General features: G+C 63.5%; 22 protein-coding genes. 16 read left to right on the forward strand and 6 right to left on the reverse strand.

The window, feature by feature from the left end:
* The first annotated feature begins 25 nt into the window (after positions 1 to 25).
* From GGR30_RS14845 to GGR30_RS14870, 6 genes are all read left to right on the forward strand, one after another.
* The gene (locus GGR30_RS14845; protein WP_183487904.1) at positions 26 to 619 is read left to right on the forward strand and encodes a nicotinate-nucleotide adenylyltransferase; all 594 of its coding nucleotides are present in this window, start codon (positions 26 to 28) and stop codon (positions 617 to 619) included.
* Positions 609 to 1475: a hypothetical protein gene (locus tag GGR30_RS14850; protein WP_183487657.1), complete on the forward strand. Its 867-nt coding sequence runs from the start codon at positions 609 to 611 to the stop codon at positions 1473 to 1475. The genes GGR30_RS14845 and GGR30_RS14850 overlap by 11 nt, the downstream gene beginning before the upstream one ends.
* Positions 1476 to 1587: 112 nt before the next feature.
* On the forward strand, positions 1588 to 2019 hold the full coding sequence (rsfS, locus tag GGR30_RS14855) for a ribosome silencing factor (protein ID WP_138747535.1): 432 nt from the start codon (positions 1588 to 1590) through the stop codon (positions 2017 to 2019).
* A 180-nt stretch (positions 2020 to 2199) separates the two neighbouring features.
* Complete coding sequence (gene rlmH, locus GGR30_RS14860; RefSeq protein WP_183487659.1) at positions 2200 to 2682, forward strand: 23S rRNA (pseudouridine(1915)-N(3))-methyltransferase RlmH; 483 nt, start codon at positions 2200 to 2202, stop codon at positions 2680 to 2682.
* 100 nt (positions 2683 to 2782) lie between these two features.
* Entirely contained in the window at positions 2783 to 4174 is a 1392-nt protein-coding gene (locus GGR30_RS14865) for a murein hydrolase activator EnvC family protein (protein WP_246413906.1), read from the forward strand.
* A complete protein-coding gene (locus GGR30_RS14870) occupies positions 4164 to 5546 on the forward strand; it encodes a S41 family peptidase (RefSeq protein ID WP_183487661.1) in 1383 nt (460 codons plus the stop codon). Before GGR30_RS14865 ends, GGR30_RS14870 begins: the two co-directional genes overlap by 11 nt.
* A 76-nt stretch (positions 5547 to 5622) precedes the next feature.
* On the opposite strand, the gene pyrC is transcribed toward GGR30_RS14870, so the two are convergent.
* On the reverse strand, positions 5623 to 6663 hold the full coding sequence (gene pyrC, locus GGR30_RS14875; RefSeq protein WP_183487664.1) for a dihydroorotase: 1041 nt from the start codon (positions 6661 to 6663) through the stop codon (positions 5623 to 5625).
* A gap of 199 nt (positions 6664 to 6862) precedes the next feature.
* Between pyrC and GGR30_RS14880 the strand changes: the two genes are divergently transcribed.
* The 9 genes from GGR30_RS14880 (at position 6863) to cydX (ending at position 16799) form a co-directional block, all read left to right on the forward strand.
* Complete coding sequence (locus GGR30_RS14880) at positions 6863 to 7657, forward strand: LamB/YcsF family protein (RefSeq protein ID WP_210288063.1); 795 nt, start codon at positions 6863 to 6865, stop codon at positions 7655 to 7657.
* A gap of 94 nt (positions 7658 to 7751) precedes the next feature.
* On the forward strand, positions 7752 to 8072 hold the full coding sequence (locus tag GGR30_RS14885; RefSeq protein WP_183487666.1) for an ArsR/SmtB family transcription factor: 321 nt from the start codon (positions 7752 to 7754) through the stop codon (positions 8070 to 8072).
* A gap of 154 nt (positions 8073 to 8226) precedes the next feature.
* A complete protein-coding gene (locus GGR30_RS14890; RefSeq protein WP_183487668.1) occupies positions 8227 to 9429 on the forward strand; it encodes an MFS transporter in 1203 nt (400 codons plus the stop codon).
* 275 nt (positions 9430 to 9704) lie between these two features.
* Positions 9705 to 10283 carry a GbsR/MarR family transcriptional regulator gene (locus tag GGR30_RS14895; protein ID WP_183487670.1) on the forward strand — a complete coding sequence of 193 codons (579 nt, stop codon included), beginning with the start codon at positions 9705 to 9707 and terminating at the stop codon, positions 10281 to 10283.
* A gap of 3 nt (positions 10284 to 10286) precedes the next feature.
* Positions 10287 to 12074, forward strand: coding sequence for a thiol reductant ABC exporter subunit CydD (gene cydD / locus GGR30_RS14900; RefSeq protein WP_183487671.1), 1788 nt, complete (start codon positions 10287 to 10289; stop codon positions 12072 to 12074).
* A complete protein-coding gene (cydC, locus tag GGR30_RS14905) occupies positions 12071 to 13771 on the forward strand; it encodes a thiol reductant ABC exporter subunit CydC (protein WP_183487673.1) in 1701 nt (566 codons plus the stop codon). Before cydD ends, cydC begins: the two co-directional genes overlap by 4 nt.
* Before the next feature lie 91 nt (positions 13772 to 13862).
* A complete protein-coding gene (locus GGR30_RS14910) occupies positions 13863 to 15455 on the forward strand; it encodes a cytochrome ubiquinol oxidase subunit I (RefSeq protein ID WP_183487675.1) in 1593 nt (530 codons plus the stop codon).
* Positions 15456 to 15461: 6 nt separating this feature from the next.
* On the forward strand, positions 15462 to 16613 hold the full coding sequence (cydB, locus tag GGR30_RS14915) for a cytochrome d ubiquinol oxidase subunit II (RefSeq protein WP_183487677.1): 1152 nt from the start codon (positions 15462 to 15464) through the stop codon (positions 16611 to 16613).
* Positions 16614 to 16676: 63 nt separating this feature from the next.
* Positions 16677 to 16799 (forward strand): cytochrome bd-I oxidase subunit CydX, encoded by a 123-nt coding sequence (gene cydX, locus GGR30_RS14920; RefSeq protein ID WP_183487679.1) that lies wholly within the window; start codon positions 16677 to 16679, stop codon positions 16797 to 16799.
* Between the two features lie 91 nt (positions 16800 to 16890).
* Here cydX and GGR30_RS14925 read toward each other — a convergent pair whose 3' ends face one another.
* From GGR30_RS14925 to purE, 4 genes are all read right to left on the reverse strand, one after another.
* Positions 16891 to 17481: a tetratricopeptide repeat protein gene (locus GGR30_RS14925; protein WP_183487681.1), complete on the reverse strand. Its 591-nt coding sequence runs from the start codon at positions 17479 to 17481 to the stop codon at positions 16891 to 16893.
* 76 nt (positions 17482 to 17557) lie between these two features.
* Positions 17558 to 17683, reverse strand: a complete 126-nt coding sequence (gene ykgO, locus GGR30_RS14930; protein ID WP_018064355.1) for a type B 50S ribosomal protein L36 — start codon at positions 17681 to 17683, stop codon at positions 17558 to 17560.
* 127 nt (positions 17684 to 17810) lie between these two features.
* On the reverse strand, positions 17811 to 18884 hold the full coding sequence (locus GGR30_RS14935) for a 5-(carboxyamino)imidazole ribonucleotide synthase (RefSeq protein WP_183487683.1): 1074 nt from the start codon (positions 18882 to 18884) through the stop codon (positions 17811 to 17813).
* Between the two features lie 4 nt (positions 18885 to 18888).
* Positions 18889 to 19392 carry a 5-(carboxyamino)imidazole ribonucleotide mutase gene (gene purE, locus GGR30_RS14940; protein WP_246413909.1) on the reverse strand — a complete coding sequence of 168 codons (504 nt, stop codon included), beginning with the start codon at positions 19390 to 19392 and terminating at the stop codon, positions 18889 to 18891.
* A 265-nt stretch (positions 19393 to 19657) separates the two neighbouring features.
* On the opposite strand from purE, the gene GGR30_RS14945 reads away from it, so the two are divergent.
* The gene (locus GGR30_RS14945) at positions 19658 to 19831 is read left to right on the forward strand and encodes a YdcH family protein (RefSeq protein WP_183487685.1); all 174 of its coding nucleotides are present in this window, start codon (positions 19658 to 19660) and stop codon (positions 19829 to 19831) included.
* A 99-nt stretch (positions 19832 to 19930) separates the two neighbouring features.
* Here the strand turns inward: GGR30_RS14945 and GGR30_RS14950 are convergent, their stop codons facing one another.
* Complete coding sequence (locus GGR30_RS14950; protein WP_183487687.1) at positions 19931 to 20275, reverse strand: DUF6665 family protein; 345 nt, start codon at positions 20273 to 20275, stop codon at positions 19931 to 19933.
* Between the last annotated feature and the right edge of the window lie 130 nt (positions 20276 to 20405).

The following is a 20405-nucleotide window of genomic DNA, read 5'->3' on the forward strand; positions in this document are numbered from 1 at the left end:
GACGATCGACAGACGCTATCTTGCCATGCCCTATTGCGAGCCGGGCATGACGGTCGGCCTGTTCGGCGGATCGTTCAATCCACCGCATGAGGGGCATTTCCTGGTGGCGAGCCTCGCGATCCAGCGCCTCGGTCTCGACCAGCTCTGGTGGCTCGTCACGCCCGGCAACCCGCTGAAAAGCGGCAATGGTCTTGCGCCGCTTTCCGACCGTCTGGCCATGAGTGAGAAACTGGCGCGCGATCCGCGCATCCGCGTCTCGGCACTCGAGAGGACGATCGGCACCGCCTATACGGCCCGCACCATCCGTCATATCGTCCGTCGAAACCGGGGCGTCCATTTTGTCTGGATCATGGGCGCCGACAATCTCGGCGATTTTCACCGCTGGCAGGAATGGCGCACGATTGCCCGCACCGTGCCGCTTGCCGTCATCGACAGGCCCGGCTCGACGCTGACCTTCCTCTCCTCCAAGGCCGCGCGCACGCTTCACAAAGCGCGTATCCCCGAACGCGATGCGAGGTCTCTGGCACGGATGACGCCGCCGGCCTGGACCTTCATCCATGGGCCCCGCTCCAATGTCAGTTCAACGGCGCTCAGGCGTGGAAGCAAGCATGCGGATTGAGATCGTCGACAGGCTGAACGATCCGGGAAAGCCCGGCGGCCACAGCGAGGACCGCGCAGGCGCAAATGAACACAGCGCCTTCGTCATCGACGGCGCGACCGGCATTGCCGACCGGCAGGTGATGACGGATTTTCCGAGCGACGCGTCCTGGCTGGCCGACCAAGCCCTCGCTGCGTTCTCGCAGGCTGGAGGCGCAAGCCCGGTTTCCGACATCGTCTCACGCCTCAACGCTGAGGCGCGCAAAACCTATCTTGCCGCAGCCGGGACCGGCGATCTGCCGCGCTACATGTGGCCGGCCGCCGCCTTCCAGATGCTCAGGATCGAAGGCGACCGGCTTGTCTCCTACGGGCTCGGCGACTGCCGCCTGTTCCTGCAATCCGAGGCCGATGGGCAGGTGTTCGAGACCACGGCCCTGAAAGGCAACCGGACGAAGGAAATCGCCGCCGCCCGCGCCCACCTGGCACGCACCGGCGGCTTCGGCGGCAAGAACGACATCGGCGGCGACGAGAAGACCCGCGCGGCCCTGCGCGAAAGCCGCTCGAAACACAACATGCCGGGCGGGCGGATCTTTACGCTCGGCCTGGTGCCGGAAGCGGCGAACGAAATCGTGCGCGAGGAAACCGGCATTGCTGCCCCTGCCCGCGGCCTGCTCTCGTCCGACGGCTTCGCCGCGCTCAGCGACAATTACGACGTTTTCAACCCGTCGGAGCTGATCGATGCGGCCTTTGCCGAAGGCCTGCCCGCCCTGCTCAAACGCCTGCGCGAGATCGAACGGATCGAGGATCCGGAAGGCGAGCGCTTCCCGCGCTACAAGGTCAGCGACGACGCCACCTGCCTTGCCTTCCGCATTCTCTGAAGGCTGCACGCGGCATCGATTTCAAGGAAAACCTTGCGCGACACCCCCATTGGCTCCTATCTTTAGGGGGACTTGTGCGCGTCACGAGTCGCAATCGTGCTTGTTCCGGTCCATGAAGAAAGGAAGACCCCTGACAACATTGCACGCGAAGGGTGCCGCAGACGATGCTGCACCGAAGAGCAGGAAAAGCGGCGTCCATGCCGCAGATCAGGCTTTGTCCACCGTCCTCGCCAGCCTCGAGGATTCGAAGGCTGAAGATATCGTGACCATCGACATCAAGGGAAAATCGGCGCTCGGCGACCACATGGTGGTTGTGTCCGGTCGCTCGAACCGTCATGTCGTGGCGATTTGCGACCATCTGGTCAAGGACATCAAGCAATCGGGTGCGGGCACGCCCAAGGTTGAAGGCCAGGAGGCCGGAGACTGGGTGCTGATCGACACCGGTGACGTGATCGTCCATGTGTTCCGGCCGGAAGTCCGCGAATTCTACAATATCGAGAAGATGTGGTCCGCGCCTGAAATGAACGAGGGACGGCTGCACTAGCGCCTGGGATCAAGGCGCCTGTGACCGCTGTTTGCCGCGCCAAAGCGCGCGGGTATGATTTTTGTGGCCTCGCGCTGGCCCGAAAGTCCCGCTTCGGTCCAAACCAGACGGATCTTGCGGGCACTGTAAGCTTTGGCCTGAAGTACCGTTCGTCCGACCGGACGCACCAAGGAAAATACAATGCAGATCGGCATTTTCGCCGTCGGGCGGCTGAAATCCGGTCCCGAGAAGGACCTGGTCGCCCGCTATCTGGACCGGCTGAAGAAAACCGGCAAGGCGCAGGGCATCGATTTCACCCGTGTCCACGAAGTCAATGAAAGCCGCGCCGGCAATGCCGCGACCCGCAAGCGCGAGGAGGCGCAGGCGCTGGAAGCGGTCCTCTCCCCGGAGACCGTTCTCGTGCTGCTGGACGAAAACGGCAAGTCTTTCGACAGCCCCGCCTTTTCCGAGAAGATCGCGACCTTTCGCGATCACGGCAAGCGCGAGATGATCTTCGCCATCGGCGGCGCCGACGGGCTTGATCCGACCTTGGTCGAGCGTGCCGACCTGACCGTCAATTTCGGCGCCATGACATGGCCGCACCAGATCGTGCGCATCCTGCTTGCCGAACAGCTCTACCGCGCCGTCACCCTCATGGCCGGCCACCCCTATCACCGGGTATGACCGCTTCAAAACTTTGTGTCTTATAAAGATGTTCGGCTTTCGTTAACCTGTCGGCGTTCTATATCGGCTGCGCTTGAGCTCCAACCGAAAGTCAGGATGAATGGGCTTTGCCAGGGTCAATACCGTGCGTTTCCTCACCGCATGCAGCCTGATGCTGCTTGCGGCTGCGGCATGGACTGCGCCCGGCACGAGCCTTGCCCAGACCGATCCCGCACCGCAGACCGATTCCCGCGAACTGGTGGACAGGCTTTCCGAAAGGCGTAGCGAAACCGAGATCGAGCTCGACACGATCCGCAGTTCGATCACCGTTTCGGAAGAAAAGATCGCCGGCCTGCAAAGCGAGATCGACAAGCTTGCCGGCGACACGGCCAGCCTGAAACAGGCGCTGGTGGATTCCGCCGACCGACGGCGCGCCCTGGAGGAGCAGATCGGCGAGAGCGAGGCCCGCATCGCCGAGCTTTCTGGAGAGGAAACCGTCCTCAAGGCTTCGCTGAACGAGGAGCGCGATGTGCTGGCCGATGTTCTGGCGGCCCTGCAGCGCATGGGCCGCGACCCGCCGCCTGCCCTGCTGGTCGCTCCCGGCGACGCGCTCGATTCCGTCCGCAGCGCCATTCTGCTCGACGGCGTGGTGCCCGAGATGCGCGCGCGCATGGAAAGCGTGCTCGGCGATCTCAGATCGTTGCAGGCGGTCAAGCAGGAACGCGAGAATGCGCGCGACGCGCTTGCCGCCGACCTCGACAGCCTGGCGGAGGAAACCAGGCGCATGGACATGCTGATTGCCGAAAACGAGAAAGCGAGCGCCGAAAGCGCCGAGGCGCTTGCCGAGGAACGGCGCCAGGCCGAGGCGCTTGCCGCGCGCGCCACCGACCTCAACGGCCTGATTGCCTCGCTCGAGACCGAAATAACCTCCGCGCGCAACGCGGCGCTGCTGGCCCGGCAGGAGGAAGAGCGCCGCCGGCAGATGAGCGAAGCGCAACGGGAAGAGGCCCGCACCCGCGCGCTCACATCTTCGCCCGATAAAAACCGCATTACGCCCGCATATCCGTTTTCTGACCTGAAGAACCGGCTGGTTTTGCCGGTGGCTGGCGACATTCTGCGCCGCTTCGGCGATCCAGACGGGACGGGCCATGAGGCGACCGGCATCACCGTCGCGGCGCGCCCTGGCGCTCTGGTGACGGCGCCGGCGGACGGAACGGTGGTTTACGCCGGGCGCTTCAGAAGCTACGGAGAGATGATCATCCTCAATGTCGGCGACGGCTATCATCTGGTGATGACGGGCATGGAGGGTTTGAAGGTGCATCAGGGCGATTTCGTTTTCTCCGGCGAACCCCTTGCGCAGATGGGCGCCAGGCGCATCGCAAGCGCTGCGACGCTGGCGCTGGAAACAGACAGGCCGACGCTCTACATTGAGCTTCGGCAAAACGGCAAGCCGGTCGATTCCGGACCTTGGTGGGCGGACAAAAATGATGGAAAGGCACGCAATGATACGTAGGGCAACGCTACTGCTGGCAGGCGCTGTGATCGGCGCCTCGGCGACCGGCATTCTGGTTTCCGCCGACATACCGGCGCGCGCGGCAAGTGACGACAGCACCTATCGCGAGATGTCGCTGTTCGGCGATGTTTTCGAACGCGTGCGCAGCCAGTATGTCTCGCCGCCTGACGAAGAAAAGATGATCCAGGATGCGATAAACGGCATGCTGAGCGGGCTCGATCCGCACTCAAGCTACATGACGGCCGAAGAATCCGAGGAGATGCGCGACCAGTCGAAAGGCGAGTTCGGCGGCCTCGGCATCGAGGTGACGATGGAGGACGAGGTCGTCAAGGTCGTCGCCCCGATCGATGACACGCCGGCGTCCAATGCCGGCGTCCTTGCCGGCGACAGCATTGTCGAGATCGACGGCGAAAGCGTGCGCGGCATGTCGCTCAACGATGCGGTGGACCGCATGCGTGGCGAGGTCGGCGAGCCGATCGACATCACCATCATCCGCGATGGCGTTGCCAAGCCGATCGAGATGACCATCGTGCGCGGCGTCATTCCGGTGCAATCGGTCAAATGGCGGGTCGAAAACGACAATATCGGCTATATCCGGATCTCGACCTTCATGAACGAGAAGCTGGACGAGAGCCTGAATGACGCGATCGAGGAAATCCGCGCCGAAGTGCCGGATGACCAGCTCAAGGGCTATATCCTCGACCTGCGCCTCAACCCCGGCGGCTTCCTCAACCAGGCCGTTGCCGTGGCCGATACCTTCCTCGATGAAGGCGAGGTGGTCTCCACCCGCGGCCGCAATTCAAGCGAGACCCGCCGCTTCGACGCGGGCCCCGGCGACCTCACCAACGGCAAGCCGCTGATCGTTCTCGTCAATGGCGGCTCGGCGTCTGCATCCGAAATTGTCGCCGGCGCGCTGCAGGACCTGAAGCGGGCGACGCTGGTCGGCACCCGCACCTTCGGCAAGGGCTCGGTCCAGACCATCGTGCCGCTTGGCGTCGAAGGTTCGCTGAGATTGACGACCGCGCTTTATTACACGCCGTCCGGCACCTCGATCCAGGGCACCGGCATCAGTCCCGACATCATCGTCGAACAGGTGCTGCCGGAAGATCTGGAAGGCGTGATCCGCCCGGAAGGCGAAAGCGCTCTGCGCGGCCATATCCAGGGCGACGAGGAAACCGACGAGGGTTCGGGTTCGGTGGCCTATGTGCCACGCGAGACCGAGGACGATGTCCAGCTGAAATACGCGATCGACCTTCTGGAAGGCAACATCACCGACGCCGCCTTCCCCGCGGACCCGGCCAAGGCGGTCGATGAGCTGCAGGCGGCAAAGGCCGATGCCGAGCCGGAACCGGAGATGGAGGACGCCAATTAGGGGCGTTCCGCCCACATTGGTTTGTTTGCAGGAAGGCCGGGTTCGCCCGGCCTTTTCGCGTTCTGGGCAGCCCGCGCTATCGCTCAACCGCCCACAAAAGCGGGAATTTCGGATCGAACACCGTCACCGGACCGGCGCCCGTCTCCCGCTTTCTGGGATAGTCGATCGGTTCGTCGCGCTTGACGAGCGTCACCGTCTCCTCGTTCGGCGCGAGGCCGTACCAGGCTGGACCGTTGAGCGAGGCGAAGGCCTCGAGGCGGTCGAGGGCGTCTTCGTTCTCGAACACATGGGCAAGGCAGCTCATCGTGTTCGGCGCTGTATAGATGCCGGCGCAGCCACAGCCGCATTCCTTGGCCGGATCCACATGCGGGGCAGAATCGGTACCGAGGAAGAAGCGGGCGTTGCCCGAAGTCGCGGCCGCGACAAGAGCCTTGCGGTGCGCCTCTCGCTTTGCCACGGGCAGGCAGTAGTAATGCGGGCGAATGCCGCCGACGAGGATGTCGTTGCGGTTGATGATCAGGTGATGCGTGGTGATCGAGCCGGCGAGATTGTGTTCGGCCGCCGAGATATAGTCGATCCCGTCCTTCGTCGTCACGTGCTCCATGGTGATCTTCAGCTCTGGCAGGCGCTTGCGCAGCGGATCGAGCACGGTGTCGATGAACACGGCCTCACGGTCGAAGATATCGACATCGGCGCTCGTGACCTCGCCATGGACACAGAGATTGAGCCCGATCTCCGCCATCTTCTCCAGCACCGGCATGGCGTTGTCGAAATTGCGCACGCCGCTTGCCGAATTGGTGGTGGCGCCGGCGGGATAGAGCTTGACGGCGGTCACGAGGCCGCTTTCGAAAGCCCGCGCGACATCTTCGGGGTCGGTCGTCTCGGTGAGGTAGAGCGTCATCAGCGGGGTAAAGGCCGCGCCTTGCGGCAGCGCCGCCATGATCCGCTCGCGATAGGCGGCGGCATCGGCGGCCGTTACCACCGGCGGCACCAGATTGGGCATGATGATGGCGCGGGCGAAGTCGCGGGCCGTGTCGCCGATCACACCCTCCATCATCGCGCCGTCGCGCAAATGCAGGTGCCAGTCATCGGGGCGGCGGATCGTCAGGCTTTTCATCATCTCACTCCATGGGCTCGGCTTACTCCGCCAATAGAGAATTTCCAGGCGGAAGGAAAGGCAGGAACGCCCCCGCAACAGGCGGAACCAACCTCTGAAGATATGCATTTTCGCATAGACAGCATGATGAAAATGCAAGCCAAACCATGAAAAATCCATTGTTTGACCGTCCCGCAAGCCCCTACATTGGCAGGACAACATGCCGGAACCACAGGGAGGCGAGACCGTGACGCGCCAGAGGATCGACATCAACTGCGACATGGGGGAAAGCTTCGGCGCCTGGGAGAAGGGCGACGACGCTGCGATGCTGAAGATCGTCTCTTCCGCCAACATCGCCTGCGGCTTCCATGCCGGCGATCCGGACATCATGGCCAGGACGTTTGCACTGGCGCGCGAGCGCAATGTCGCCGTCGGCGCGCATCCGGGCTTTCCCGACCTGATGGGCTTTGGCCGCCGGCAGATCCCCTATTCGGTCGGCGAGATCGAGCGGCTTGTCGCCTACCAGATCGGCGCCGCCCAGGCGGTCTCGCAATATGTCGGTCACCCGATCACCCATGTGAAGCCCCATGGCGCGCTCGGCAATCTCGCCCAGCATGACGAGGCGGTGGCGCGCGCGATCTGCAACGCGATCAAGGCGGTCGATTCCTCGCTGATCTGCCTCGCCATCGCGCTCGGCCAGCAGCACCGCATCGCCGAGGAAATGGGACTGACCGTGGTCTCGGAAATCTTCGCCGACCGCGCCTATACCGACGAGGGCATTCTGGTGCCGCGCGGCATGAAGGGGGCGGTAATCCGCGATCCGGATGCGGCCGCCTGGCGGGTTGTCGAAATGGTCAGCGAAGGCGCGATCGTCACCGTCTCCGGCAAGCGGCTTGAGACGCCGATGGGTTCGATCTGCGTCCATGGCGACGCGCCCGAGGCGCTCGCGATCGCCCAGGCCGTGCGCAGCGGGCTGGAAAAGCAGGGCTTCGCCATTGCCAACTTCATCCACTAGGCTGTAACAGGATCAGATTGTCCTTTTTTGGCCGCCGCGGGACCGCACGGGTTTCGATCTTGACTTCTCTAGAAAAAATCGTATATACGAAATTATGAAGATTGAATCCGAAAACATGGTCGAATCCGCGGATGAAGCCTGCGAGCTGTTGAAGGCGCTAGGCAATCGTCACCGGCTTCTCATTCTCTGCCAGCTCATCGATGGCGAAAGGTCCGTCGGCGAGCTTGCGGATTTTCTCGGCATCCGGGATTCCACCGTTTCCCAGCATCTGGCGCTGTTGCGGCGCGAGAAGCTGATCGCCGGCCGGCGCGAGGGACAGACGATCTGGTACCGGATCGAGAGCGAACCCGCGCGTCAGATCCTGACGACGCTTTATGACGCCTATTGCGTGAAAGACCGCAACCGGGCTAGCTAGAGCGCCGTGCGTCCATTCGGACGCACAAAGGACGCTCTAACCTATTGAATCTGCGCATCGTGCTTTCCGAAAATCGGAATCGATTTTCGGAAAGCACGATGCGCTAGCCTGCCACACAACATATGGGCATGAGCCCGGAGCCCCTTACCTGCCGATGACCACCGCCGACAGCCCGGACACCGCACGCCGCAATATTCGTATTCTCACCCTGTCGCAGGCCGTCGGCGGGGCCGCGCCGCCCATCGTGATCTCGCTTGGCGGCATTGTCGGCCAGCTCCTGTCGCCCGATCCGGCCTTCGCCACGGTTCCCGTCAGCCTCTATAATCTCGGCGTTGCCGCCGGCACGCTTCCGGCCGCCTTCATCATGCGCCGGGTCGGCCGCCGGCTCGGCTATATCTTCGGCGCGCTGATCGGCATCTGCGGCGGACTTGTGGCCGCCACGGGCGTTGCCGCCTCCACCTTCCTCATCTTCTGCATCGGCACCATCCTGATCGGGCTTTACGGCGCCTATCTGCAGAGCTTCCGCTTTGCCGCCGCCGATTCGGTCTCCGGCGACATGAAGGCGGTGGCGATCTCGCGGGTGATGATCGGCGGACTGGCTGCGGCGATCATCGGACCGCAGGTGGTATTCTGGACGAGCGACGCCATACTGGGGCAGCCCTATGTGGTAAGCTTCGTCAGTCTCTCGGTCCTTGCCCTTCTCACTTTGCTTCTGGTTTCGCAGCTGAAGGTGCCGCGCGCCGACAAGGCAGCCGCCGTCGATCTGTCCGGCGGGCGGCGGCTGTCGGAAATCGCGCGCTCGCCGCGCTTTATCCTGGCGGCGGGCACCGGCGTTGTATCCTACGCGCTGATGGCCTTCATCATGACGGCGACGCCGCTGGCCATGGTCGCCTGCGGACATACGGTCGGCGAAGCGACGCTCGGCATTCAGTGGCATGTGCTCGCCATGTTTGGCCCCAGTTTCTTCACCGGCCGGCTGATTGCCCGTTTCGGCAAGGAGACGATCGCCGCCACGGGCCTTGTCCTGATCGCGGCCTGCGCGGCGATCGCGCTTTCCGGTCTCGGCCTCACCCATTTCTGGGTCGCCCTCATCCTGCTCGGCGTCGGCTGGAATTTCGGCTTCATTGGCGCCACCGCGATGATCACCGACTGCCATACGGCGGAAGAACGCGGCAAGGTGCAGGGGCTGAACGATTTCCTGGTGTTTGGCTCGGTGGCCTCTGCCTCCTTCCTCGCCGGCGCCCTCGTCAACACCGATAACGGCTGGAGCCTGATGAACTGGCTGGTCTTTCCTGCCGTTCTGGTTGTCCTCGTGCCGCTTATCTTCGGCCGTTTCTTCAGCGCCTCGCGCACCTGACCGGCGCACGCACATCCTCCCCCGCTTCGACCCAATTCCGGTTAATTCGGTAACACCTGAATTTTCGGGATACAACCGGAGGGCGCATTCTGCTTTTTTCGTTCTGCATGACATAAATCAAATTGCCCGCGGGCCCTCTCGGCTAAACCCGTTGAAATAGAAGGGGGTTCGGTTGCGCAATTTGATGTCGGGCGGGGATGGCCTTGCACGATATCAGATATCGCGGTACAGAGTTTTCAGAAAAAACTGAAAATACAGCCCGATCAGGATAGCCGATGACAATGTCGCCCATCGTACAGGATTTCGTTCTCCATTTCGGCGAGATGGGCAGCCGTTGGGGTATCAACCGATCGGTGGGACAGATTTACGCTCTTCTCTATGCCTCGCGCGAGCCGCTTTGCGCCGACGACATGGTGAACGAATTGAAGATTTCGCGGTCCAACGTGGCCGCCGGACTGAAGGAGCTACAGTCGTGGGGGCTGGTTCTCCTGAGGCACAGGCCGGGTGACCGGCGCGACTATTACACGACGCCGGAGGACGTCTGGTCCATCCTGCGGACATTGGCGGAGGAGCGGAAAAAACGGGAAGTCGACCCGACGCTCGCCCTTCTTGCCGAAGTGACCACGCGCACGCCGCGCGACGAGGATGAGGAATACGCCCAGAAACGCATGGGCGAAATGCATGACCTGATCGCAAGGCTCTCGTCCTGGTACGACGATGTGAAGGGCCTGGAGACGGAAAGGCTGCTGATGCTGCTCGGCATGGGGGCGCGGGTAACGCGGCTGCTCGAGACTGCAGACAAGATGACATCGTTCGGCCGCAAGGCCGGGCGCGATCAGAATGAGAAGGTTTGAGGCATGAGCGAGCTTGTCTTTGAAAAAGCCGCCGACGAACGGAAGGACGCGTCGCACGGGCAAACCCGCGCGGAACGCGCTGCCGTGCGCCCTGCCTCCGCCGCGCAGAAGAGCCAGCGGCGCGCCCGTGCGCCCAAGCCGCGCGGGCTGAAGATTGCCGCCTGGCTGCAGACCTTCGCCGAACTGATGTGGCTGCCGCAGGCGGCCTGTCTGGCCCATGGCATCGGCCTGATCGCACGCGGCGAGGGCGTTTCGGCCGTGCTGCCGCTTGCAGCCGCCGTTCTTGCCCTCGGTTTTCTGAAGGCGATCGCCGAACGTGCGGGCAGCCGGCTTGCCTACAGGACCGCCCGTGCGATCCTCAGCGAAAAGCGCGAGGCCGCCCTTGCGGCCCTCAGCCGCCGTTCGCCGCTCGATACCAGCCGCGTGGCCTCCGGTGAGGCGGCAAGCGTGATCGCCGAACAGGCCGAGCATATCGTGCCTTATCTGGCGCGGTTCCAGACGGCCCGGTTCAAGGCCACGGTCGTGCCGCTTGCCATTCTCGCCGTCATCTTTCCGTTCTCGTGGATCGCCGGCCTCGTTCTCCTGATCGCCGCCCCGCTGATCCCCGTCTTCATGGCGCTGATCGGCTGGAGCGCGCAGTCGGCGAGCGAAAAGCACCTCGCCGACATGGGCACGCTCAATGCCTTTCTCCTCGACCGGCTGCGCGGCCTTTCAACGATCCGCGCCTTTGATGCCGTCGATCTCGTCTCCCGCCGCCTGACGCTCCGCGCGGAAAACCTTCGCCGTCGCACCATGTCGGTGCTGCGCATCGCCTTCATGACCTCTGCCGTGCTCGAGCTCTTCTCCGCGCTCGGCGTCGCCATGGCGGCGGCCTATATCGGCTTTCACCTGCTTGGCCAGATCGGCTTCGGCGCCTGGGGCGGCACGCTGACGCTGTCGGAAGGCCTGTTCATCCTGCTTCTGGCCCCCGCCTTCTTCGATCCGCTGCGCATGCTCTCTTCCGTCTGGCACGACCGCGCGGCGGGTGAGGCCGCCCTTTCCGCCCTCGACAAACTGGCCGAGGACGGCCTGTCAATGGTCGGCGCCGAGACGGAAGACGTCGCTCCGGCAAGAGCATCGGATCGGGTCCACCCGGTCAGCGTCGAGTTCCGCGATCTCGGCTTTGTCCATCAGGGCTCGCGCGACCCGGTGTTCGAGGGCTTCAATCTCCATGTTGCTCCCGGCGAACATGTCGCCCTGCTCGGCCCGTCGGGCAGCGGCAAGTCGACGCTTCTGGCGCTGCTGGCAGGCCTTGCCGAACTTCGCCATGGCCGCATCCTGATTGACGACGTGACGCTGGATGATGCCAATGCCGCGCGGCTTCGCACCCGCATGGCCTGGATCGGCCAGAACCCGCATCTCTTCGCGGGCTCGATTGCCGGCAATATCCGCCTGCACCGCAACGACATTTCCCGCGAGGCCGTGGCCGATGCGCTGAAGCTTGCCTCGCTCGATCATGTGGCCGAGGCGCATGGCAACGCCATGGTCGGCGAGAACGGCGCGGGACTTTCCGGCGGCGAGGCCTTGCGGCTGACGCTGGCGCGCGCTGCCGCCAATCGTGCCGCCGGGCTGATCATCGCCGATGAGCCGACCGCCCATCTCGATCACCGCACGGCAAGCGATATCGCCGAGGCGCTGCTGACGCTTTCAAGCGGCCGCACGCTGATCGTCGCCACCCATGACCCGCTGCTCGCCGAGCGCATGGACCGCGTCATCCGCCTCAACGAGGATTTCCGGGAGGTCGCGCGATGAGAGCCGGCAAGTTCACAAGCCTCGTTCCGATCATCCGGCTTTTCTGGCGCGAACGGCGCGGCGGGTTGATGGCGGGCGCTGCCCTTTCGGCTGCCACCGTGCTTGCCGGTATTGCCCTTCTCGGCGTTTCCGGCTGGTTCGTCACCGCCGCGGCCATTGCCGGGCTGACGACCGCCACCGCCCTTGCCTTCGACGTCTTCGCCCCGTCGGCTGCCATCCGCTTTCTGGCGCTGTCGCGCACGGCGGCACGCTATTTCGAGCGGCTGCAGACCCATGACGCGACGCTCAGGGTGCTCGCCGGCCTGCGCGTGCGCCTGTTTCAGGGCTTTGCCGCGCCGGGCGCCGCGAAGGCGCTTGCGCTGCGCCCCGCCCGCCTGCTGTTCCGCCTGACGGCTGACGTGGACGCTCTGGATTCGCTTTATCTCAGGGTTCTGGTGCCGGGTTTCGTCGCCATCATTGCCGGGCTGGTCACCATCGCGGCACTCGGCGCGCTGTCCTGGCCGCTTGCCTTTGCCGTCGGCGCCGCGATCGTCATTCCGGGCCTCATGATCCCTGCCCTTTCCGCACGCTTTGCCGAAAGACCGGCGCGTCGCCGCGCCCATGCGCAGGAGGCACTGCGCGCCCGCGCGGTTGATCTGGTTGCCGGCCAGAGCGAGCTTGCCTTTGCCGGCGGTCTTCAGGACCAGCGCGCCCGCGTTGCGGCGGCCGACGCTCGCGAACATGCCTCGGATCTGGCGCTGAACCGGATCGAGACCAATGCCGGTTTCGGCTTCGACATCGTCACCGCCTTCATCCTGTCCGGCGTGCTGCTGGCCGGTGCGGCGCTGGCATCCGCCGGTACGGTGACGGCGCCGCTGGCAGCCCTTGCCCTGCTGATCGCCTTTGCCGCGCTCGAGCCCTTTGCCGGCCTGCGCCGCGGCGCAATGGAGCTCGGCCGCACGCTTCTGGCCGCGCGCCGCCTTTCGCCGCGCCTTGATGCCGAGCCTGGCAGCCGTTTCCGGCCGGAATCGCCTAAGCCCGGCCATGCGCTCGCGCTCGATAATGTGACGATGCGCTACGAGGGCCGCGCCCGCGCCGCCGTCTCGAACCTCTCGCTTTCCGTGAAGACCGGTGAGAAGGTCGCGCTGATCGGCGCCAGCGGTGCGGGAAAATCCTCGATCATGGCGCTTTTTGCCGGCGAGGCCGCACCTCAGGCCGGAACCGTCGCTGCCCTTGACGCGACGATCCTCAGCCAGCGCACGGAGCTCTTCCAGGATTCGCTGCGCGCCAACCTGAAGATCGCGGCCCCTGCCGCCGATGACGACGCCATGATGGCGGCACTCGATGCGGCCGGACTCGGTGAAACCGTTCGCGCCCTGCCACAAGGCCTTGATACCGATCTCGGCGAACAGGGCATCGGCCTTTCCGGCGGCCAGTCGCGCCGTCTGGCGCTTGCCCGCCTGCTTCTGCGCGACACGCCGGTGTTCCTGCTCGACGAGCCGACCGAAGGCCTCGACGGCAAAACGGCGCGCGATGTCATGTCACGGATCAATGCGCGTGCCAGCGAGGGCCGTACGCTTCTCGTCGCGACGCATATCCGCAGGGAGGCGGAAATCGCCGACCGGCTGCTTGTAATCGATTCGGGACGGATCATTTCCGCCCCCAAACGAGGCGAACACGGCTTTGACGCCGCGCTCGCCGCCTTGAGGCCGGACTAGACCCCGGCCTCCAATAACGAAATGCGGTCTTGCCGTTGGTCCGGCAAAACCGATGAAACTTGAGACCCGGTTTGAACGCGGGAGAGACGCAATGGAACTGGACATCGTGGCGCTATCGCGCCTTCAATTTGCTATGACGGCGCTATACCACTTTTTGTTTGTGCCGTTGACGCTGGGCCTTTCCATGATCGTTGCGATCATGGAAACGACCTACGTCATGACAGGCCGCAAGATCTGGCGGCAAATGACTAAATTCTGGGGGACGCTGTTCGGCATCAATTTCGTGCTCGGCGTATCGACCGGCATCGTGATGGAATTCCAGTTCGGCATGAACTGGAGCTATTACAGCCACTATGTCGGCGACATCTTCGGCGCGCCTCTCGCGATTGAAGGACTGATGGCCTTCTTCCTCGAAGCAACCTTCGTGGGCCTGTTCTTCTTCGGCTGGGACCGCATGTCGCGGGTCGCCCACCTGATCACCACCTGGTGCGTGGCCATCGGCTCGAACCTCTCGGCTCTGTGGATCCTGATCGCCAATGGCTGGATGCAGAACCCGGTCGGCTCGACCTTCAACCCGGTCACCATGCGTATGGAGGTCTCGAACTTCTTCGCCGTTCTGACCAATCCGGTCGCCCAGGCCAAGTTCGTCCACACCGTTTCGGCCGGTTATGTCACCGCTTCGGTCTTCGTGCTCGGCGTTTCCGCCTGGTACGTGCTGAAGGGCCGGCACTCCGAGCTTGCCAAGCGGTCGATGACGGTAGCCTGTTCCTTCGGCCTGGCCGCTGCCCTTTCGGTGGTCGTGCTGGGTGACGAAAGCGGGTATCTGACAACCGAACACCAGAAGATGAAGCTGGCGGCAATCGAATCCATGTGGGATACCGAACCGGCGCCAGCCTCCTTCACCCTGTTCGGCATTCCCGACACGCAGGATCGCGAGACGCATTACGCCGTCAAGATCCCGTGGGTTATGGGTCTGATCGGAACGCGTTCGCTTGATACGCCCATCCAGGGCATCAACGAGCTGGTGGAAAGCGGCAAGACCCGGATCGAAAACGGCATCCAGGCCTATACCGCGCTCACCAATATGCGCGCCAACATGGGCACCGGTACGCCGGATACGGCCGACCAGGCCGCCTTCGAACAATATGGCAACGACCTCGGCTACGCCTATCTTCTGAAGCGTTTCGTCGACGATCCGAGCCAGGCAACGCCCGCCCAGATCGAACAGGCCGCAAACAGCCTCGTTCCGCCGGTCGGCACGCTGTTCTGGTCGTTCCGCATCATGGTCGGCTGCGGTTTCCTGTTCATCGCGGTCATGGCGACCTTCTTCTACCTGTCGGCCCGCCGCCGCCTCGATGCACATCGCTGGCTGCTGCATGTCGCGGTCTGGATCATTCCGCTGCCGTGGATTGCCGCAGAAGCGGGCTGGATCGTCGCCGAGCTCGGCCGTCAGCCGTGGATCATCGAGGGCATCCTGCCGACGGCACTTGCCGTCTCCAGCCTCGGTGCAGGCACGCTGCTTCTGACGCTCGCCGGCTTTGTCGCCATCTACACGGTGCTGTTCATCATCGAAATGGGCCTGATGCTCGCCGCGATCCGCAAGGGACCGCAGCCGGACAACGGACCCGAGATGCCTGTGCTCGGCTTCCGCCGCGTTCAGGGCACCATGACACCCGCGGAGTAAATCATCATGGTACTACACGATCTCATCTCCTACGAAGTCCTCCGCGTGATCTGGTGGTTGCTGCTCGGCGTCCTGCTGATCGGCTTCGCCATCATGGACGGCTTCGACCTCGGCACGGCAACGCTTCTGCCTTTCGTTGCCAAGGGTGACACCGAACGCCGCATCGTCGTCAACACGGTCGGCCCGGTCTGGGAAGGCAACCAGGTGTGGCTCATCCTCGGCGGCGGCGCCATCTTCGCCGCCTGGCCGGCGATCTACGCCGTATCCTTCTCGGGCTTCTATCTGGCGATGTTCGCGATCCTGTTCGCGCTCATCCTGCGCCCGGTCGGCTTCAAGTATCGCTCCAAGCGCGAAAGCGCCACCTGGCGCAACACCTGGGACTGGCTGCTGTTCATCGGCGGCTTCGTACCGACGCTGATCTTCGGCGTGGCGCTCGGCAATGTGCTGCAGGGCGTTCCCTTCCGGCTCGATGACGACCTTCGCATCTTCTACGACGGTTCGTTCTTCGGCCTGTTGAACCCCTTCGCGCTACTTGCCGGTCTGGTCTGCGTTGCCATGCTCGTCATGCATGGTGCGGCCTACCTGTCGACCAAGACGGAAGGCCCGATCAACGACCGCGCCCGCGCCTATGGCTCGGTCTCCGCGCTCGCGCTGATCGTGCTGTTCGCGCTTGCCGGCGTCTGGCTCTATTACGGCATTGATGGTTACGCCTATACCGGCGCCGTCGATGCTGCAGGCCCCTCGAACCCGCTGCTGAACGATGTTGCCCGTGAACAGGGCGCCTGGTTCGTCAACTACGGCCGCTATCCGTGGATGATGCTGGCGCCTGCGCTCGGCTTCCTCGGTGCGATCGGCGCCTTCATTGGGTTGAAAGGCTCGAAGCCTGCGCTTGCCATGCTGTCGTCCTCGGCTGCCGTGTTCGGCGTCGTGGCAACGCCCGGCGTCGCGATGTTCCCCTTCATCCTGCCGTCGTCGGAGCAGCCCGCTGCCAGCCTGACGGCCTGGGATTCATCGTCGAGCCACCTGACGCTGTTCATCATGCTGGTCTGCGCCGTCATCTTCGTGCCGATCATCCTCGCCTACACGTCGTGGGTCTTCCACATCATGTGGGGCAAGGTGACCGACAAGGACATCAACGGCGGCGGACACGCCTATTGATCAATGCGGCCGGGCCCCGCCTGAAAACGAGGCCCGCCCCGATCGAAACATAAGGAGTTTCAAATGTGGTATTTCGCATGGATCCTAGGCCTGCCGCTCGCAGCACTCTTCGCGGTGCTCAACGCCATGTGGTATGAGCTTATGGACGACCGCGCCAAGGAGCGCCAGAACCAGAGCCAGGGCTGATCAGCCCCCTGCCGCAATGAACGAAGCCCGGGCTTGCCAAACGCAAGGCCCGGGCTTCTTATTTCGTGTTCCATCCTGAATGGCGCGGGAGCTACAGCCGTCGGCCCGCCAGGTCGTTTTCGGTATTGTCCACATAGGCGCCGACATCCCGGTCGGCCGGATAGAAGTCGAGATAGCGCCGCCAGACCTGGAGTGCGGCTTCCGGCCTTCCCGTCCGGTCGAGAATCGTCGCCATCAGGCCGAGGCCGCCGAAATCGCGCGGCTCCAGTTTCAGCGCGCTGCCGATATCGTCCATCGCCCGGTTGAAATCGCCGTGAGTGTAGTGGATCACGGCCCGCTTGCGGTAGGCGGCCGGCTCATCGGGACGGAGCGCGATTGCTTCCGACAGGAAATCAAGCGCTGCGGCCGTGCGGCCATCCGCCTCCGCCTCATCCGACCATTTGATCAGGAGCGATACAGTCGCACTCGGCGAGCGGTCGAGATAGTCGTCAATGTCCTTGGCGAAGACTGCTGCGAGATCGGGGTCGCGCGTTCGCGAGAGCTTGCGGTACATCGCATCCAGCGGATCGGAAGGAGTTTCGACCGAGGACGCCTCGCCACCATCCGTCTGCGCATGAGCCGACAGGCCCGCGAGAGGCACGAGCAGGAACATGGTCAGAAAGGCAGGCACAAAAAAACGCATGACGGGATGGTATCCCGTCATGGCGAAACTTCAAACAGATAATGCCCCGGGCCGATCACGGACCGGTGAGCCACACTCAGCCCTGACGGGCCTTGAAGCGCGGGTTCTGCTTGTTGATGATATATACACGGCCCTTGCGGCGCACCAGACGGTTTTCCCGGTGACGGGACTTGAGCGCCTTGAGCGAATTCTTGATCTTCATGTTTTCGATCCGCTGTTTGTGCCGCTCTCGACTGATCAGTAAAGGCGGTCTGTTTCAACATTCAAAAGCGCGCCGGAATGGGGCGCGCTTGGCTGTGGCCGGTACCTAGCGAAAGGACGGGCGAAAGTCAACCGTTCCGGCCGCTTTCCTGGCGCTGAAGCACGGTGACGTGTCCCATTTTTCGCCCGGGCCGGGTTTCGGCTTTTCCGTAAAGATGCACCAGCGCGCCCGGCGTCGTCATGTAGCGCGGAATATCCTCCATATCATCGCCGATGATGTTGTGCATCACACAGTCACTGTGGCGAAGAGGATTGATCAGCGGCAGGCCACAAACGGCGCGGATATGCTGCTCGAACTGAGAAATTACGCAGGCCGCCTCGCTCCAGTGACCGGAATTATGGACGCGCGGCGCAAATTCATTGGCAAGCAGCCGTCCGTCGCGCGCAACGAACAGTTCAAGGCCCGCCACGCCGACATATTCCAGCGCCGAGAGCAGTTTTTCGGCGGCGATCTTTGCCTTCTCGATCACGTCATCGTCAACCCGCGCCGGCACGCGCGAGACCCTCAGAATGCCGCCGCTGTGCTCATTCTCGGCCGGATCGAACGAGACGACGCTGCCATCCATGCCGCGCGCGGCAATGATGGAGATTTCGCAGGCGAAGTCGATCCATTCCTCGAAGATCGCCGGCGCGCCGGCAAGCGCCTCAAAGGCGGCGTCAGCATCGTCGCCTTCGCCCGCAAACACCCATTGCCCCTTGCCGTCATAGCCGAAACGGCGGGTCTTCAGCACACCGCGCCCTCCGAAGAGTTGCAGCGCCGCATCGAGATCGGCGCGGGTATCGACGGCGTGGAACCCGGCGGTCGGAATGCCGCAATCGTTGAGGAAGGCCTTCTCGGCGAGCCGATCCTGCGAGATCGAAAGCGCGCGCGCCGGCGGATAGACGGGCCGCTCGGCGGCAAGCCGAGCCGCGCTCTTTTCCGGTACGTTTTCGAATTCATAAGTGATGACGTCGCAATGAGCGGCGAGTTCGTCCAGCGCCCGATCGTCATCATAGGCCGCCACGATATGGTCGTTTGCGACTTGCGCCGCAGGGCAATGAGGGTCGGGCTCCAGGATGATGGTGCGGATCGAGAGCCGGGCCGCTGCCATGGACAGCATGCGGCCGAGCTGGCCGCCGCCGATAATGCCGATCGTTCTCATGGGCCTATTCGTCCTTGTCGATGGGATATTCTGCGACATGGGCCGCCTGGCGGGCGCGATAGTCATCGAGCCTGCCGGCAAGTTCCGGGTCCGTCAGCGCCAGCACGGCGGCGGCAAGCAGCGCCGCGTTGACGGCGCCGGCCCTGCCGATTGCCAGCGTTCCCACAGGTACGCCCGCGGGCATCTGCACGATCGAAAGCAGGCTGTCCTGACCGGAAAGCGCGCGCGACTGCACAGGCACGCCGAACACCGGAAGCGGCGTCAGCGCGGCCAGCATGCCCGGCAGGTGGGCGGCTCCGCCCGCGCCGGCGATGATGATCTGGAAACCCTCGGCGCGCGCACCGCGGGCAAAATCATAGAGCCGGTCAGGCGTGCGGTGGGCGGAGACGATGCGTGCATCATAGTCGACATCGAGGATGTCGAGCGTGTCGGCGGCGTTCTTCATCGTTTCCCAGTCGGACTGGGAGCCCATGACGATGGCGACTTTCGGGTTCATGATCGGGCTCATCGGCCTTCCGTTTCGGTCGTGGTTCCAGTTCTGGCGAAACCGGGACGCGGTCAAGTGCAGCCGGAGCCGGCCCGAAAGCCCTTAGCATCATTCGATTTCGGTGAAAAGCAAGCGATTGCGGCATGACAGCGCAGACATTGAAAATGCCGCCGGAAAATCACATTTCCGCCTTCGACAAGCGTCACGAAACATGGCATGATTTTTTTTCAAATTGATGACGAGGCGCCGCGTCCTGCGGCGATAAACAAAGGAAGGACGTGCGAAAATGACAGTTCAGACCCACCTTGCCGCCCTGGAGGAAAAACACTCCGCGCTCGAAAAAGAGCTGCAGAGCGTGATGTCCTCGCCGTCAAGCCATGATGAGGAAATCGCCGAACTCAAACGCAAGAAGCTTCAGCTCAAGGACGAGATCGAGCGCCTTCAGCATTCGGCCAACTGATCACAACGCCTTTCCACTATGTGCTGCGCCCCGGGTCTCGCCGGGGCGTTTTTTTGCGCGGTTCCGGGAAGCCCTCCCTGACGCTTCCGGCTTCCGGCCTCAGGTCTCTTCCGCCTTCTTCATCACGCCGACCCGCAGCATCACTTCGCGGGGAATGTCATAGGTCGATGTCAGGTGGTGGTCGGTCTTAAGACCCAGATAGTCCCGCTGGATGAACAGCGCGAAGGCCCGATCCGCCGCCGCCTGCACCAGTTCATCGCGATCCTGGTTGGAGCCCGGCGTTTCGTCATGCCGCTTCAAAGCGGCAAGCGCCTCTTCCAGCCTGCGTCCGATCCGCCCCAGCGCCTGCGCCGTCTCCTGCATGATCTCGTATTGCAGGGCGTCGAGCTGGGGGTCCAGCGGTCTGCTGTTGGTTCCCTGAAGTATCGGCGTCTTTGTGGCCATGATGCTGTCCTTGTGTCTTTCCTTCAACATCGGAAACACAAAGCCCAAGATCAAGCGCAACGGAGAACAAAGAGCAGAACCGGGTTGCCGTCGGTCTCGGTGGGAACATTGTTTCCCCTTTGGAAAGGAT

The sequence above is a fragment of the Martelella radicis genome (genome assembly GCF_014196625.1).
Lineage (GTDB): Bacteria > Pseudomonadota > Alphaproteobacteria > Rhizobiales > Rhizobiaceae > Martelella > Martelella radicis.